15 protein-coding genes are annotated in these 17,271 nt (G+C 41.0%); 8 read left to right on the top strand and 7 right to left on the bottom strand.

What is annotated here, in order from left to right; translation table 11 throughout:
• The coding region (locus K1X56_07480) for a sodium-translocating pyrophosphatase (GenBank protein ID MBX7094542.1) at positions 1 to 1,775 on the bottom strand (1,775 nt) is incomplete at its 3' end.
• 211 nt (positions 1,776 to 1,986) lie between these two features.
• On the opposite strand from K1X56_07480, the gene K1X56_07485 reads away from it, so the two are divergent.
• The gene (locus K1X56_07485; protein MBX7094543.1) at positions 1,987 to 2,406 is read left to right on the top strand and encodes a hypothetical protein; all 420 of its coding nucleotides are present in this window, start codon (positions 1,987 to 1,989) and stop codon (positions 2,404 to 2,406) included.
• Between the two features lie 15 nt (positions 2,407 to 2,421).
• Here K1X56_07485 and K1X56_07490 read toward each other — a convergent pair whose 3' ends face one another.
• Positions 2,422 to 3,402, bottom strand: coding sequence for a pyruvate dehydrogenase complex E1 component subunit beta (locus K1X56_07490; protein MBX7094544.1), 981 nt, complete (start codon positions 3,400 to 3,402; stop codon positions 2,422 to 2,424).
• A gap of 108 nt (positions 3,403 to 3,510) precedes the next feature.
• On the opposite strand from K1X56_07490, the gene K1X56_07495 reads away from it, so the two are divergent.
• The 7 genes from K1X56_07495 (at position 3,511) to K1X56_07525 (ending at position 12,423) form a co-directional block, all read left to right on the top strand.
• Positions 3,511 to 5,079 carry a hypothetical protein gene (locus K1X56_07495; GenBank protein MBX7094545.1) on the top strand — a complete coding sequence of 523 codons (1,569 nt, stop codon included), beginning with the start codon at positions 3,511 to 3,513 and terminating at the stop codon, positions 5,077 to 5,079.
• Between the two features lie 84 nt (positions 5,080 to 5,163).
• Positions 5,164 to 5,904 (top strand): electron transfer flavoprotein subunit beta/FixA family protein, encoded by a 741-nt coding sequence (locus K1X56_07500; GenBank protein MBX7094546.1) that lies wholly within the window; start codon positions 5,164 to 5,166, stop codon positions 5,902 to 5,904.
• A 22-nt stretch (positions 5,905 to 5,926) separates the two neighbouring features.
• Entirely contained in the window at positions 5,927 to 6,892 is a 966-nt protein-coding gene (locus tag K1X56_07505) for an electron transfer flavoprotein subunit alpha/FixB family protein (GenBank protein MBX7094547.1), read from the top strand.
• 74 nt (positions 6,893 to 6,966) lie between these two features.
• Complete coding sequence (locus tag K1X56_07510; GenBank protein MBX7094548.1) at positions 6,967 to 7,572, top strand: bifunctional nuclease family protein; 606 nt, start codon at positions 6,967 to 6,969, stop codon at positions 7,570 to 7,572.
• A gap of 2 nt (positions 7,573 to 7,574) precedes the next feature.
• Positions 7,575 to 9,359, top strand: a complete 1,785-nt coding sequence (locus K1X56_07515) for a Na+ dependent nucleoside transporter (GenBank protein ID MBX7094549.1) — start codon at positions 7,575 to 7,577, stop codon at positions 9,357 to 9,359.
• Positions 9,360 to 9,380: 21 nt separating this feature from the next.
• Positions 9,381 to 10,409 (top strand): LD-carboxypeptidase, encoded by a 1,029-nt coding sequence (locus K1X56_07520; GenBank protein MBX7094550.1) that lies wholly within the window; start codon positions 9,381 to 9,383, stop codon positions 10,407 to 10,409.
• 22 nt (positions 10,410 to 10,431) lie between these two features.
• Entirely contained in the window at positions 10,432 to 12,423 is a 1,992-nt protein-coding gene (locus K1X56_07525) for a tetratricopeptide repeat protein (GenBank protein ID MBX7094551.1), read from the top strand.
• A gap of 25 nt (positions 12,424 to 12,448) precedes the next feature.
• On the opposite strand, the gene K1X56_07530 is transcribed toward K1X56_07525, so the two are convergent.
• The 5 genes from K1X56_07530 to K1X56_07550 all read right to left on the bottom strand — a co-directional run bounded on the left by K1X56_07530 (position 12,449) and on the right by K1X56_07550 (position 17,268).
• On the bottom strand, positions 12,449 to 12,913 hold the full coding sequence (locus K1X56_07530; protein MBX7094552.1) for a hypothetical protein: 465 nt from the start codon (positions 12,911 to 12,913) through the stop codon (positions 12,449 to 12,451).
• On the bottom strand, positions 12,910 to 13,893 hold the full coding sequence (locus K1X56_07535) for a T9SS type A sorting domain-containing protein (GenBank protein MBX7094553.1): 984 nt from the start codon (positions 13,891 to 13,893) through the stop codon (positions 12,910 to 12,912). Before K1X56_07535 ends, K1X56_07530 begins: the two co-directional genes overlap by 4 nt.
• 68 nt (positions 13,894 to 13,961) lie before the next feature.
• Entirely contained in the window at positions 13,962 to 14,597 is a 636-nt protein-coding gene (locus tag K1X56_07540) for a response regulator transcription factor (GenBank protein MBX7094554.1), read from the bottom strand.
• A gap of 41 nt (positions 14,598 to 14,638) precedes the next feature.
• Positions 14,639 to 16,528, bottom strand: a complete 1,890-nt coding sequence (locus tag K1X56_07545) for a hypothetical protein (GenBank protein ID MBX7094555.1) — start codon at positions 16,526 to 16,528, stop codon at positions 14,639 to 14,641.
• 263 nt (positions 16,529 to 16,791) lie between these two features.
• Positions 16,792 to 17,268, bottom strand: a complete 477-nt coding sequence (locus K1X56_07550; protein ID MBX7094556.1) for a hypothetical protein — start codon at positions 17,266 to 17,268, stop codon at positions 16,792 to 16,794.
• Between the last annotated feature and the right edge of the window lie 3 nt (positions 17,269 to 17,271).

The raw sequence follows: 17,271 nt of genomic DNA on the forward strand, positions 1-17,271 counted from the left end.
TCGCGGATAGATGCTTTGGTAGAAATCTCAACACATTTTTCATATTGAGGTTTTGCTTTGTATTCCATGATACCAGGAATTTCGCGGAACTGGCGACGAACCTCGTTCACCATGTCCATCGCTGCTCTTCCCACCGCTGCAATAGCCAATGAAGAGAAGATAAATGGAATCATTGCTCCAACAAATAAACCGGCTAATACATCCGCTTTGTAAATATCGATAGAAGTGATTCCGGCGATACCTACGAATGCAGCAAATAAAGCTAAAGAGGTTAAAGCTGCAGATGCAATGGCAAATCCTTTTCCTGTTGCTGCGGTAGTGTTACCAACGGCATCAAGATTGTCGGTACGCTCACGAACTTCCGGAGGTAACTGACTCATTTCGGCAATACCGCCTGCGTTATCGGCAATTGGTCCGAATGCATCAATTGCTAATTGCATTGCTGTAGTTGCCATCATACCGGCAGCAGCGATTGCTACTCCGTATAATCCTGCAAAGTGATAAGAAGTCATGATACCGGCAGCAAGTACGATAATTGGTAAAACCGTAGATTCCATACCTACTGATAATCCGCCAATAATGTTGGTAGCGTGACCGGTAGCTGAACGTTGAATAATTGAATTAACCGGACGTTTACCCATTGCAGTATAATACTCGGTAATGATCGACATTAATGTTCCAACTACAAGTCCAACTAGAATTGCGTAGAAAACATTGATGGCAAGAATTTCACCGCCGCGTGCTGCATTTACCCAATGCATTTTTTCAGGAAGGAGTCCGATTACCAGGAAGTAAGATGCAATGGCAGTAAGTACGATAGATGACCAGTTACCCATATTAAGAGCAGCCTGTACAGAATCTTTTTCTCCTTTTACGCGCACAAACCAGGTTCCAACGATGGAGAATAAAAGTCCAACTCCGGCAATTACCATTGGTAATAAAATGGGTGCCATTCCACCGAATTCGTCATTCGATTTGATTTCTTGTCCCAATACCATCGTTGCTAAAATGGTAGCTACATATGAACCGAAAAGGTCAGCTCCCATACCGGCAACGTCACCTACATTGTCACCCACGTTATCGGCAATGGTTGCAGGGTTACGAACGTCGTCTTCAGGAATACCTGCTTCTACTTTTCCTACGAGGTCAGCTCCAACGTCTGCCGCTTTGGTATAGATACCTCCGCCCACGCGTGCAAAAAGAGCAATGGATTCAGCTCCTAATGAGAATCCGGTTAAAACCTCAATGGCTTTACGCATTTCTACTCCGGTGATGTCTGCTCCGGCAGGAACATACATATTGTAGAATACAATAAATAAAGAACCGAGACCAAGCACTGCTAATCCAGCAACTCCTAAGCCCATTACGGTTCCACCTGTAAAGGAAACCTTTAATGCTTTAGAAAGACTGGTTCTTGCTGCTTGCGTGGTACGAACGTTAGAACGTGTTGCAATGCGCATACCGATGTAACCGGCCAATGCTGAAAAAACGGCTCCGATAACGAAGGCCACGGCAATTACGGGACTGGAATGTTCTACCATGGTTCCGGAATAGGCCAGAAGAATTGCTGCGATAACTACGAAGTAGCCCAGAATCTTCCATTCTGCTTTTAAAAAGGCCATTGCTCCATTGGCAATATAACCTGCCAGCTCCTGCATATTGCTGTCGCCGGCTTCTTGTTTGTTTACCCATGCGCTTTTCACCGCCATCACTAACAGGCCGATGATTCCCATTGCAGGGATCAGGTAAATTAAATTGTCTTGTAAAAACTGCATAACAAATGAATTATGTTCTCTTCTGTCGAATTTTAAGGGGGGCAAAACTAGGGCTTAATAATGAAATCTGCAAACCCAAAGCAAATGGATGTCCGGCTGAGGTGGTTTATCCTTGTTTTTGGTCTTTTTGTCCATTAATTAGGATGCGTGCATAATTTCTGTAACAAAGAACGATGGCTTTCTGTTAAATCCTTTTAGTAAGGATTGAGACATGACAGGATTATTACCATTAACCGTTGAACAGAAGATAGAAACCAGAAATGCGGTTGTCCGCATTCACACGAATGGTTTATTGACTTTACATCATTTACCCGGTGTTACCGAATCGCATTTGGATGATTTTAAACGAAATCATGAAGCGTTGAAGGAATTAGCCAATGGAAGGCCTCGTCCCTTTTTAATGAATACGGGAGGTGTACACCGGATTTCTAATGAATCGAAATCCTACATGAATTCCACCTTATTGCATTTAGCAGAACGGATGGCTTTAGTTCCGGGGGATTCAAATGCCATGGCTAAAATGGCCATACGTATTTATTTGATTTTGCACCGGCCCGCCATTCCAACGGCCGTGTTTCGCGATGATGAGCAGGCCGTTAAGTGGTTATTGTCACAAAAAAAGGAGACCTGAGTCTCCTTTTTCGTATCAATATTTATACATCACTTCCTTTACTGCCCGAATAACACGCTCGGGGGAGGGAATAGCTTCTGCCATTAAGGAGGTGGCAAAAGGGAATGGGGTATCGGTTTGTGTAACGCGCCAAATGGGAGCATCGAGGTGATCGAACGCATAGCGCTGTACCCAATAGGCAATTTCAGACGAAATAGAAGCCAGCGGCCAGCTTTCTTCAACCACTACCAAACGATTCGTTTTTTTCACGGATTCAATTACGCAGTCGTAATCGATCGGACGAATAGTGCGCAAATCGATGATTTCTACTTCAATTCCTTCTTTTGCCAGTTCATCGGCAGCGGCCTGACACACTTTTAATATTTTTCCGAAGGTCACAATGGTGACATCCTTTCCTTTGCGTTTAATATCGGCAACCCCAATTGGAAGCACATACTCTCCTTCGGGAATCATGCCTTTATCGCCAAACATTTTTTCTGATTCCAAAAACACCACAGGGTCATTATCGCGAATGGCGGCTTTTAAAAGACCTTTTGCATCATATGGATTAGAAGGAGTGATCACTTTTAATCCCGGAACGTGAGCGTAAAAAGCTTCAAAGCTTTGAGAGTGCGTTGCTGCGAGCTGACCCGCCTGTCCGTTTCCACCGCGGAAAACGATGGGGACGTTGTATTGTCCGCCCGACATTTGCATCATTTTCGCTGCAGAATTAATGATTTGGTCGGCAGCCAGAATAGCAAAGTTCCAGGTCATGAATTCAACAATCGGACGCAGACCGTTCATAGCGGCACCAACTCCGATTCCTGCAAATCCTAATTCGGCAATGGGTGTATCGATAACACGTTTTGGACCGAATTCGTCCAGCATTCCCTGGCTTACCTTATAGGCACCATTATATTCTGCTACTTCTTCGCCCATCAGGAAAACACGTTCATCACGACGCATTTCTTCGCTCATGGCTTCACGCAGGGCTTCACGAAATTGTACTTCTCTCATTTCCGAAAAATTAGAACAGGGCAAAAATAACAAAAGAGCACTACAAACTACATAAAATATGTTTTTCCCTTGTATGGTATATATTTCTTATTTTCAAGCCCTTCTATGATGAGTGAAAAACTATTGGGCAGATTTGTGTTTTTTGGACTGTTGTTGCTGGGGATTTACCTCTTGCCCGGCAGGGTAATAGGTCCGGAATTCGACGGTATGCCGGGTGATTTGGGAGATACGCGCTTTAATAATTATATCCTGGAGCATGGTCACCGCTACCTTTGTGGTAAGGAAGACTATTTTTGGGGAGCTCCATTTTTTTATCCGGAGGCGAATGCTATCACCTATTCCGATAATTTATTGGGCGTTGTCCCTGTTTATTCTGTTTTCCGCTTTTTAGGTTGCGATCGTGAAACAGCATTTCAATGGTTTTTCATTGCCATTTGCATTTTGAATTTTCTGTCGGCCTTTTTTATGCTTAAAAAATGGAGTGGAGATGTAATTGCGGCATCCATTGGTGCATGGTTGTTTGCATTTGGTTTACCGGTAATTGCTCAGATTAATCATATTCAACTTTTACCCCGCTTTTTCGCTCCGATTGCCATAGTTTATTTGCTCCTTTTTTTACAATCACTCAAGTGGCAGGAATTATTGGTTTTGTGTCTGGCCGTTGTTGGTCAATTCTACGGTTCCATGTATCTCGGATTTTTATTGGTGTTGATCTTGTTCGTTATCGTTCTCGTACATCTTTTTTATCAGTCGTCGTACAAACAAATTACTTTTTCGCTCTTAAAAAATAATGGTCTTCGGTATGCATTAGTTCTAGCAGGCTCCGCCATATTGGTATTTCCTTTGGTTTGGAAGTATTATCAACGATCCAAAGAAATAGGGATGCGTCCCTGGGAAGAAGTAGAACCTTTACTTCCACGTTTGCAATCGTTCGTTTATCCGGGCAATGGCACGGCACTTTATTCCTTTTTAGAAGGAAATGCAAATGGATTACAATTCCCCTGGGAGCATGTGATTTTTCCGGGAGTTTTAGCAGTGCTGGCCTTACTCACCTGGCCATTTTTTTCGCGTATTACCCGGACTAAATCCGATGCAAATGGGAATGTTTTGTTTATTTCCTTTTTCATTATTTGCCTGTTGTTTTTGAGTGTAGGTGGATTTACCATGTATAAATTCATTTACAAACTTCCGGGTTATGGTTCAATGCGTGCACCTGTGCGTTTTATGTTGCTGTTGCTCTTTTTCTTTTCGGTTTTCATCACCCTTTGGGTGAAGGAATTAAGAAAGAAAAAAAATGGAACGATTGTTCTTGGTGTCATTCTTCTTTTTATGCCCATGGACCAGCTGGTGAAACAATCGAATTTAATTCGCCATTCGAAAGCGGAGTCGATGGCACGCATTGCACCCATCATTTCAAAAGCGAATGAACAACAGCCTGAAAAATGGAATGCCATGGTCTGGTTTGGAGCAGCAGGTGAAGATCCGAATCTGGTTCAGCTGGACGGAATGCTGGCGGCTCAATCGTGCGGAATGAAAACTGTAAACGGCTATTCTTCTTCTTCGCCATCCGGCTATTGGCCCTTTTGGGTATCACCCGGTGAAGAGACCTTGCGCGACTGGTTGAAATTCAAGGGTTATGAATCGGATAGTTCGAAAATCCTGATTCTTCGTCCCTAATCTGATTTTCTTCCGATTCCATCACGAAGATTTTTTCGTGCCTTGGTGATAATTTCTATTTTTGCCTTCTGAAAATTCTGAATTATGAAAATACTAGTTGCCATCAGTAAAGCGCCGGATACCACATCCAAAATTGCTTTTGCTGATAACGATACCAAATTCAATGAGGCCGGCGTGCAATACATTGTTAATCCTTACGACGAATGGTATGCTTTGGTGCGTGCTTTGGAATTAACCGAAACCAGTGGTGGAACGGTTACTACCATTACCGTTGGTACTCCAGCCGACGAACCCATTATTCGTAAAGCTTTAGCCATTGGAGCCACCGATGCAGTGCGCATTGATGCCGAAGCTACGGATGCATTTTTTGTTGCAAGTCAAATTGCAGCTTATGCAAAAGACAAAGGTTTCGACATGGTTATGCTGGGTAAAGAAACCATCGATTTTAACGGATCGCAGGTTGGGGGAATGGTAGCTGAATTGCTCGATTTACCTTATGTGTCGATTGCTTCCAAATTAGATGTTGCGGGTTCTACTGCAACTATTGAATGCGATATTCAAGGCGGAACGGAAGTGGTTGAGGCCAATTTACCATTGGTGATTAGCTGTGCTAAAGGAATGGCGGAGCAACGCATTCCGAATATGCGTGGAATTATGGCTGCCCGTACCAAACCATTGGCAGTTGTTCCTCCGGTGGAAGTTGCGAAACTCACCAACGTGAAAAAATTCTCGATGCCTCCTGCAAAATCTGCCTGCAAAATGATTCCTGCAGACAATGCCGGTTCATTGATTGAGCTTCTTCACAATGAAGCTAAAGTAATTTGATCATTCATTTAAGAAATTCGATATGGCTATTTTAATTTTTGCCGACACCAGCAATGGTAAAGTCTCTAAAAATGCTTTAGAAGCTGCTTCTTATGGAGCAAAAGTTGCCTCGTCACTTGGCACAAGCGCAACTGTAATCACTTTTGGAAATGCTGATGCCGCTGCATTGGCTGCTTTCGGAACGCAGGGTGTAACTAAAGTACTCGTGAATCGCTCTTTAAGCAATGCCGATTCGCGTCAGATTTCTAAACTGGTAGTAGGTGCTGCCGAAAAAGAAGGTGCCTCTGTTATTGTTTTTTCTCACGATTTGATTGGTCGCGCAGTGGCTCCGCGTGTAAGTGCACGTTTGGGCGCAGGATTGGTTTCCGGTGCTATTGATTATCCGAATACTTCTGCCGGTTTCACTGTAAAGGTGAATTTATTCTCCGGTAAAGCCTATGGTGAAATTGAAGTGCTTTCTGAAAAGAAAGTTATTTCTGTATTGCCCAATTCCGTTGGACTAGCCAATGCGGGTGGTTCTGCAAGTGTGGAAGATTTTGCATTTGATGCAGGTGCTTCTTCTGTGAAGGTGAAAGAAGTGAAGAAAAATGAAGGCGAAATTTCCTTGCCGGAAGCCGAATTGGTTGTATCTGCAGGTCGCGGAATGAAGGGTCCTGAAAACTGGGGAATGATTGAAGAGTTAGCTAAAGAATTGGGTGCCGCAACAGCTTGTTCGCGTCCCGTTGCCGATATTGGCTGGAGACCTCACCACGAACATGTTGGTCAGACCGGTATTGCCATTGCTCCAAATCTCTATATCGCCGTAGGTATTTCCGGTGCTATTCAACATCTGGCCGGTGTAAACCGCTCTAAAGTAATTGTGGTGGTAAACAGCGATCCGGAAGCTCCTTTCTTTAAAGCGGCCGATTATGGAATTGTTGGAGATGCTTTTCAGGTGGTTCCTCAGATCACGGAAGCGCTTCGCAAATTCAAAGCTTCTCATAACTAATTGTTGAGGTAATTTTTTTATTATCTTTAAAACGAAATAACAGGGAGGCTGATTGCTTCCCTTTTTTCTTTTTCATGGAAAAGATCAAATTGGAAATTGTAGGTTTATCCTATAGTCAGACGCAATCCGGAGCCTATGCTCTGGTTCTTGGTGAAGCCGGTGGTAAGCGACGTCTTCCTATTATTATTGGTGGCTTCGAAGCACAGGCCATTGCCATTGAGCTGGAGAAAATGACGCCTAGCCGACCTTTAACCCATGATCTTTTTAAATCTTTTTGTCAGCGTTTCGATGTGGGCGTAGAGGAAGTCATTATTTACAATTTGGTGGAAGGAATTTTTTACGCCAAAGTAGTTTGTAAGGGTGATGGCAAATCGGCAGAAATCGATGCGCGCACTTCCGATGCAATTGCTCTTGCGGTACGTTTTGGTTGTCCCATTTACACCTACGAGTTTATTTTAGCTTCTGCGGGATTGGTATTCGATGAAGAAAATTCGTCATCCGACGACGATCATGATGAGGCGGAGGAAGAAGTTGATCTGGGGGAATTGAGTCACCCCGCCGATTTTACAAAAATGTCGGTTAACGATTTGGAAAAATCCCTGCTGGAATCGCTGGAGGATGAAGATTACGAAAGAGCATCACGCATTCGTGACGAACTCAATAACCGCAAAAAAAATTAAGCATGAAATGGTGGGTCGCATTGCTTGCTGCATTGGTATTGTTGGCTTCGTGCGGACAACAACCGGAGAGCGATCCCGCAAAATTATTAGCCCGTAAGTGGGTTTCTTCTGCTGATTCAACACAATTCATTTTGTTTACCGGAAAAACGGATGTCGACCGGAATTTTTCATTGCATTTACAGGATTTCGGTAACGATACATTACAAGGAAGCTGGAAACTCGAAGGTGCCATTGTACATCTGAATATTCAGCGATCGGTTAAACTGGAACAGGAAGTAGATTCCTTATCATTCAGTGCCGGAGCGGAAGGATCGAATGTGCATTTGTATTCGAAAGAAGAAGAAATAGCGCGGATTGGAAATGATGGATTGAGTGATCTTGCTTTTCAAACTGATTTAATGATTGACACCTTAAGTGAACATCGTTTGGTGTTGGTTAGGAAAGGTGAAAGTCCGATGGTTTTTACCTATCACCCTAAACTAAAAACCTATTCCTTTTCTGTTGAATCTGTTTTAAGAGGTGTAGTAGGAATTTTGGTTTTGGTGTTTATCGGTTGGTTGTTTTCCGAAAAGAAAAAAGCGATCAACTGGCAATTGATATTAACCGGAATTGCTATTCAGTTTGTTTTTGCCATAGCAGTATTGCGCGTTCCATTTGTTGCTTCGATATTTGATGGGATCTCTCATTTTTTTTTAGGTGTGATATCATTTACGCAGGAAGGGACAACTTTTTTATTTAGTAGTTTTGGTACAGGGAAAATTGAAAATCCGTTAATGAATTTTGTGGTAATGGTTTTACCAACGGTTATCTTTTTCAGTGCGCTGACCAGTTTATTGTTTTATTGGGGGATTTTGCAACGAGTTGTTTATGCGCTGGCATGGGTGATGAAAAAAACGATGCGTCTATCCGGAGCAGAAAGCATGGCTGCCGCAGGGAATATTTTTCTTGGTCAAACAGAAGCTCCTTTGCTGATTAAACCCTATTTACCGAACATGACCCGTTCTGAAATCATGTGTTTAATGACAGGAGGAATGGCCACTATTGCAGGCGGGGTATTGGCTGCTTATGTCGGATTTCTCGGTGGCGATGATCCCCAGGAACAATTGTATTTTGCCAAACACTTACTGGCAGCTTCGGTGATGTCTGCCCCTGCCGCTATAGTAGCTGCAAAATTATTAGTGCCGGAAACAGAAGAATTTAATGCAGAAATGACTATTCCTAAAGACCGGATTGGATCGAATGCTTTGGAAGCGATTACCAATGGTACTTCGGATGGTTTACGTCTCGCAGCAAATGTGGCCGCCATGCTATTGGTGTTTATCGCGCTGATTGCAATGGGGAATTATATTTTGAAAGATTTTATCGGTGAACTGTCAGGAATTAACGAAGTGATAAAAGCCAATACAAATTACGATGGATTATCACTTCAATTTATTGTAGGATACATTGGTGCACCAATCGCCTACCTTATGGGCGTGCCTTCGGAGGATACGATTTTAGTGGGACAACTTCTCGGTGAAAAAACGATTCTGAATGAGTTTTACGCGTATACTACATTGGGGAATTTAAAAGCTTCAGGCGCGTTTCACTCGGAGAAATCCATCATTATGGCTACATATGTATTATGTGGTTTTGCCAATTTTGCCTCTATAGGAATACAAATCGGTGGAATTGGGTCTCTGGCTCCGAATAAAAAATCTACGCTTTCTCAGTTAGGGTTTAAAGCACTTATCGGAGGAACATTAGCTTGTTTATTCACTGCCGTGATGGTGGGGATGCTCATGTAATTTTTTTGTATCTTTTTCCTTGTGAAAATTTCTCGTCGACAATTTATTCCCGCTGCCTTATCGGGTATGGCCGTTATCGGTTTTTCGTCCTTCATTAACCTGGAAGAAAAGCAGAGACCCAGCACTATTAAAGCGCCTGCGCTAAAGCGTGGTGATTTAATTGCTGTAACATCACCTGCAGGTGCACTTCGTGATGCAGAAACGGCGCATGAGTTTAAAAAGAAGCTGGAAGATTTGGGTTTTCGCGTGAAGATGGGAGAAAGTGTTTTTTCTAAAGAAGGATACCTCGCAGGTAGTGATGATTTGCGATCGCGTGAATTGATGCAATTGATTACGGATAAAAATGTAAATGCCATTGTAGCCATGAAAGGCGGTTATGGCTGCGCACGGATATTGGATAAAATCGACTATGACATCATCCGCCAGCATCCGAAAATCATTATGGGATTTAGTGATATTACCTCACTCATCAATGCCATTTACGAAAAAAGCGGACTCATTTGTTTTCATGGTCCGGTAGGGAATTCCTCCTGGGGCGATTTCACCATGAAATATGTAGAGAGTGTATTGATGGAAGCGCATTCCACGCATTATTATCCCGGTAAAAAAGCGGAAGATCAAATCAGAACGATATCACCCGGTGAAGCAGATGGTATTCTTGTAGGTGGTAATCTGAGTGTTTTTTGTTCGATGATAGGCACACCTTATCTGCCGGATCCGAATGGAAAAATTTTGTTTTTAGAGGAAGTGAAAGAAGAACCTTTTCGGATCGACCGTATGTTGGCGCAATTAAAATTGTCGGGCTATTTACAATCGTTAAAAGGAATTGTAATCGGAAAATTCCGCGATTGTGTGGCAGAGGAAAAAGAGTTTGAAATAAAAACCGAAGTGCTGTTTGACACCTATTTTAAATCGCTGGGAATACCGGTTTACAGCGGAGCAATGATTGGGCACATTAGCGATAAATATACGCTACCCATTGGAGCAAAAGTGCGAATGAATGCCAATAAAGGTGAAATGCAATTGTTAGAACCTGCCGTTTTGAAATAATGGCTGATTAAGAAGGAACACTATGAAAAGCAAAAAAGAAAAACATCAACACACGCGCGCTGCGGAAAAGGGACAGGAACCTTCCGTGAAAACGAAAGCGAGTGATACACTTTCAGCAGGATTAAAGCGAAGTGCATTTCTTTTTTTAGCGCTGATTGGATTTTTGGTGTATTCCAACACCTTAAATCATGGTTATGTGCTGGATGATTTTTCGGTGATAAAGGATAATAAATTAACGACACAGGGACTATCTGCCATGCCGCAATTTTTTAAAACCGGATTGCGCGATGGAAATTTTCTGGTGGAAGATAATTTGTATCGTCCCATTACCAAAACCGTATTTGCAGCCGAATGGCAGATTGCTCCCGATCAACCTGCATTCGCTCATTTTGTAAATGTAATTTCTTACGCCTTTTTGTGTGGATTTTTCTTTTTATTACTGCTGAAATTATTTCCTGGAAGATTTTATTTAGCCTTTATATCGGCTTTGGTTTTTGCCGTTCATCCGATCCATACCGAAGTAGTAGCCAACATCAAGAGTATTGATGAGATTCTTGCTTTGATGATGGTGTTTTTAAGCATGTGGTTTGCTCATGATTATGCGATAGGCGGTAAAGCAAAATATTTACTTGCTGCTTCACTGATTTATTTGCTGGCCTTGTTTACGAAAGAAAATGCCATTACGTTTTTAGTTCTGGTTCCATTAACCATGTATTTTTTTACGGATACATCCTTTAAACGCATTGGAACCGTATTTGGCGTGATGGGTGTTTTCACTGTTATGTATCTGATGATTCATAAAAGCGTTATTGGAATGATTGGAGTGGATAATGTCCCTGTGGTTGATAATTCTCTATTCGTTACCCAATCGTTCGGGGAACAACGCATGACTGCCATTTACATTCTCGGACTTTATTTAAAATTACTCCTGGTTCCTCATCCGCTTTCCTGTGATTATTCCTACAATACTATTCCTATTGTAAGCAGTGCTGCTCATGCAGGATTCATCTTTTCCTTATTCATTCACGGCGGATTATTTGTTTATGCGCTGTTGAAATTGAAGTCGAAGAATCCCATTGCCTATGCGATTTTGTTTTATCTGATCAGTCTCTCCGTTGTAAGCAATGTTTTCGTGCTAATAGGAACCAATATGGGAGAGCGATTGTTGTTTGCTCCTTCGGTTGGATTTGTACTGGCAGTTGGATTACTGGTTGAACGTTTTGGAGGATTTATCTCTGAGCGGGAATTATCCTTTTCCAAATTATTTTCCCGACTTTCGTTTTCGGCCATCTTACTTCCTGTTCTTTTTGCATTTTCATACAAAACCATCGATAGAAACAGAGATTGGAAAAGTGATAATACCTTGTTTGAAGCCGATGTTAAAACAGTTCCCAATAGTGCACACATGTTGTATTATCATGCAGGTATGATTGCCAAACCGGATTCCTTAAAAATGATGAGTCCGGATCAGAAAATGATTACCCTGCAGAAGTCGGAACAAGAATTGTTGAAGGCATTGCAGATTTGGGAACCATTTCCGAATGTCCATGGATTAATAGCAAGAATTTATAAGGACATGGGAAATTATGAAAAAGCCATTTTTCATTATAACCGGACTTTATCGCTCAATAATAATGACCCTACGGCTTTTAATAATTTAGCCACCTGTTATTTTGAAACGGGTCGACTCCCACAAGCTGAATTTAATTTTAAAAAGGCAGTGGAGATAAGTCCGATTTGTTATGCCGACGCCATGTGTAATTTGGGAAGCGTTTACGGAACCATGGGTGAAATCAATTTGCAGCAGGGTAAACAAGATTCTGCAAAAATATATTTCGATCGGGCTATTGGTTTATTTAATCAAACGTTGGGATGTGATGCTAGCTATGAGAACGCGTATAAATTTTTAGGATTTACCTATCGAACACTGGGAGATTCAGTTAAATTCCGCGACTACATGTTTCAGTATGATCAGGTAGTAGCGAATAATGCAAAGGCAAAAGCAGTAAAATAAAAAAGGGGCGAGAGCCCCTTTTTCTTTATTTGGAAACGTAAATGCTTACACCAAATTCACAAGCACTGCAAATTCCGTAGTCATCCTTTTCTTCTCCCTTTTCTTTCCGGCAACCTTGAGCAATTAAGGTGCCTTCCAGAATTTTTCCGGGTTTTATACTTCCTTTTTTTTCTTCACCAAACGAACTCTTCACTAATTTATCGTAATACGATGATTTAAATTTTACGGTTAGTTTAATGGTGGAGTTGTTTTTTACTTCAATTTGGTAATGGCAAGCAATTCCTTTTCGTTTTACCAGGGCAATACGATATTCGATATCGGCAGTGGTTTTGTCTTCGAAATATACCGTTTGTTTGGTCCATGGTGTAAATTCTCCCATTTTTCCATCTGCCGGCGGACGAACACCGCTTACAACTTGTGCCTGAGATTGTAGTTGGAATGCAACGACAAATAAAAACAGAGTGATTGATTTAGCAATTAAGTTTTTCATAGTTTAATGATGGGTTTAGTTTGTACACTGGAAGAGTTGTTTTCGATACTTAAAAAGTAGATACCCGGAAGCAGTGAGGAAATATTTATTTTTTCCGATGAGTTAAGCTGACTCAACTGCATAACGATTTTCCCGCTTAGGTCGGAGATGCTCGCTGAAGAAAAAATTTCATTGGAAGTACCTCCGGATATGGCGATAAAGTCTGCGGTTGGATTTGGACTAATAGAATACCGGATTGGATTGTTTTCCTGAATGGAATTTGTAGCTTCAATGCACCATGCTGTGGTTATGCTTCCGTCATTTTCACTGCGGTACAATAATTTTTTACCTGTGTTGATGTCGTACCAGGTGTAGTAATACGAATCAGGACCAAGACTGTTTGTTCTGAGTTCAGAAATCATAGCCACATTGCTGAATGATCCTTGTGGAAGAATTAAGGTTCCGAATCCGCAAAAGGTTACTGTGCGGCTACCGGTTTGATAACTGGAAACAGTAGTAGCATCGCTGTAGTTTGTTTTCGCATAATTATCCGTAAAGCTTTGTCCGTAATTAAACGGAAAGATTAAATGCTTATCCGGGTCCTGAAAAATTTCATGTTGGGCACTGGGTTCGTAAGATCCCCATTCAGTTAAACTATCTGCACTAATTCCATAATAATTGTAAGGAAGATTAGCCGTAAGTGCCGGATCATATTCGCAATAGTTGGCGGAACTGTACATGCTTTGATAAGGCGTAGTATTGGGATTTTGAAAGGATAAATTAATAGTAGGATATCCCGCCATAGCTGTTAATCCCGAAGCATCCCAGGTAACACCATTTCCGGTGGTGGTGGATAAGGCCGTATTATACGAATTGTTATTGGCTACCTTAACGGAAACAGATTGACTGAGAGAAACACTAAAGTTGGCGTAGCTGAGGGTTTGACTCCTTCCGTTGGTAAAAAGAAGTAGTGCTGGAATAATAAAGTAGATTTTTTTCATCGCTTCAAATGTTTACACAAATGTTAAGCGAGAATCAGAAAGAGACAATACGCAAAAAGTAGTAAAATTCAGGCCAGGTTTTTTCCGGATATTTTATTGATGGCCATAGTACGGGAATTCACCTGCAGCTTTTCGTAAATGTTCCGGATGTGAGTCCGTACCGTTTCAGTGCTGATGAATAATTCTTCTGCAATTTCTTTATACCGTAACCCTTTTGCCAGTCGATCTAAAATTTCCTTTTCACGAAGTGATAATTTACTCCACTCATCTTCTTCGGTTGTTGTTCCGGAGAATGAGCTAACCACTTTACGCGCAATGCTGCTCGACATGGGTGATCCGCCTTGTTGTACTTCAACAATCGATTCCAGGATTTTGGATGGGGGAGTGGTTTTGCTCAGATATCCTGTTGCTCCTGCCTTAAGTGCTGCAAAAACTGTTTCGGAATTTTCGAGTGAAGTGCACATGATAAACTGTGTGTTTGCTTTTTTCTTTTTAAGCAGCTCCACACACTCAATACCGCTCATGCCGGGCAAATGAATATCTACCAATACCACATCTACCTCCGCCACTTGCAAAGCGGAAACCGCATCTTCGCCGTTTTCGAAACTGGAAACGAGCTCAAAATCCGGATGTCCCTTTACAATAACAGAGAGCATCTCACGGATTTCTTTTTGGTCTTCGATGATGGATACTTTTATTTTCATGGAATCGACTTCAAATCTACTTCGCTATTTTTAGTTAGGCATCACATAAAAGTAGTATTCTGCAATTCGGGGTGAATGGGAATGCTTAAACGGACACGTGTGCCTTCCGGGGAAGAATCAATTTCAAAGGAACCTTTTACATCTTTGAGGCGTTGCGACATGTTTTTAATTCCGTTGGATGTTTTTCTGATTTGCTCCACATTAAATCCCTTGCCATTGTCGAGAATCTCTACCATAAACCGATAGTTATCAATTTTCATGTTAATGGTAATCCACGAAGCTCCTGCATGTTTTACCACATTGTTTAAGGCTTCTTTAAAAGCCAGGAATAAATTACGTTGTACATCTTTCGATAAAATGTAAGCCGGCACCGGATCGGTGATGTTGTAGTTTGTTCGTATGGACAAATCTTCGAAATAATCACTGCAGTATTCGTGCATTTTAGCAACCAGGTTATCGAGTGTATTGTTTTCCGGATCGAGGGTCCACACCAGATCGCGCATGTTTTCAGAAATATTTCTGGCTGTTTTGGATAAGGTTTGAATGTTTTCACTGGCTTTTTCATTGCTTTCCAATAGAGGAAGTGTTCCTTCCGCCAGCAGGTACAATTTAGAAATGCCGGAACCCAATTCGTCATGAATGTTTCTTGCGATTCGCATCCGTTCTTCATTTTCTTTTTCGCGAATGGCGTTTAAGCGGATGTTTTCCTGTTTCTGCAGTTCTTTTAAAAAATTTAATTTTTGCGCAGATAAATACCGGAAATAAATGAGCGTTCCCGTAAACAGGATAATAATAAACAGAACGATGAGAAGAATAAACTGATTTTTCTTTTCACTGATCTCCAGTTGTTGTTCGGTAAGGATAATTTTTTGCTCCTGAATTTTATGTTCTTTTTGTACCGTTTCGTATTGGGTATGAATGATGTTGAGTTGACGATAATTTTCCTGATTGAGCAATGAATCTTTTAATTCATCGTGTTTTTTATGAAAAAATAAAGCCGTATTCACATCAGCAATCTGCTCACTCAGCTCGGCAATTTGTTTATAGAAAATAAGTAAAATATCCTTGTTCCTTTGAATTTGACGGGTTAATTTAATCGCTTGCTTCAAAAAGATTTCCGATTTACCTTTTTCATTTAGCTTAATGTATGTTTTAGAAAGATTAATCAGAGAATTGATTTGTCCGACCACATTAGAAGTGTTTTTTCTGATCAGATCTTCCTCCAGAAAATTTTGCAATGCCAGCTGATAATTTCCCAAATCATAATATAATTCACCCCGTGCAGATAATGCGCCGGCAAGACTGATCTGGTCTGTATTTTTTTTCAATCCCTCTATGGCCTGATCGAGTAGTACAATGGCCGAATCGTTTTCATTTTTGTGGTGGAGACATTTTGCCAATTGTACATACAGACTAAAACCAATATAATCGATTTCTGTATTAAAGGTGCGCTGAATTCCTTTTCTGGAGTGATATTCTGCTTCCGGATAATTATCGAGATGAATGTAAATATCACCCATGAATAAATGTAAACGCGGATTATAATATTCAGCGTCCGTAAATTTGGAATAGGTGTTCAAATAGATGCTCAGTGCTTTTTCATATTGTCCCAATTCCTTATAACAACCCGCCACATTAAATATGGTAGATGCTAAAAGTCGTTTGTTCCCAACCGGAATAGCCAGCAAATACGTTTTCTGATGGTAAAAGAGAGCAGAATCATAATTGCCCAGGGTTTCGTAACAATTTCCAAGACCATTATATGCGTTGAGAATGCTTCGTTGGTCGTTCACCTCTTGTGCAAGTCGCAAACATTCTTTTGCATATTTAATTCCCAGACGGGGATTGATCAGTGCATTTTCGAAACTAAGGGTGTATAGTGCATTTAGTTTTGAAGGAATATCAGTACTGGTATCCGCAACAACTTTCATGCTGTCCAGATATTCCGGACGGGTACTGTATATTTCATTCGCAGAAAAAAGAAAGAACTGCAGAAGCAATACAATTGTTCTGAACAAATTTATTTTTCGTTTTGCCTCGATTTTTCCCTTCACACGGTGAACCATTATTTCTGTATGATGATACCAAACAGCAGATAAAAATAATGATTCAGGGGAATTAACATCATATTTCTTCGACCATTTATGATAAATGGAGGAATAACCTATAAACAATTTTAGAGTAGAGATTTAAATTATGGTTTTATCCTTTCAAATTCAATTTGTTCGTCATAGATCATTTGTCCGTTGGAGTCTACTCTCACCGCAGCTAGTTGAAATGAATTATGTTTTTGCTTTACCACTGAATAGACCAGAACATAATCTTCATATGGATCGGAAGTCATAAATAAAAATCGTTTTTCATCGGTTTCGTCCAATTTCCAGAATAAGCCATTTTCTATACTATTCATATTTAAAAACATGGGTAAGTCGGTATCCGCTGAATCCAATTCAACATATACATTGTTGTAGTCTGTTGCATTATCGTAAAAGCGAATAATACACATATCGTTAATTTCCCGGCTGGAAGTGAGTTGCCCGTTGGTATAATACGATTTTGTAATTTTTTTAATATTAAATACACCGGAGAATTTGTACTGGAGCCAGGCCTGTTTTTCGCAGGAGGAAAGTCCAATTCCCAGAATGATAAACAGGATGAAATACTTTTTCATGTT

The sequence above is a fragment of the Flavobacteriales bacterium genome, assembly GCA_019694795.1.
Lineage (GTDB): Bacteria > Bacteroidota > Bacteroidia > Flavobacteriales_D > UBA2798 > UBA2798.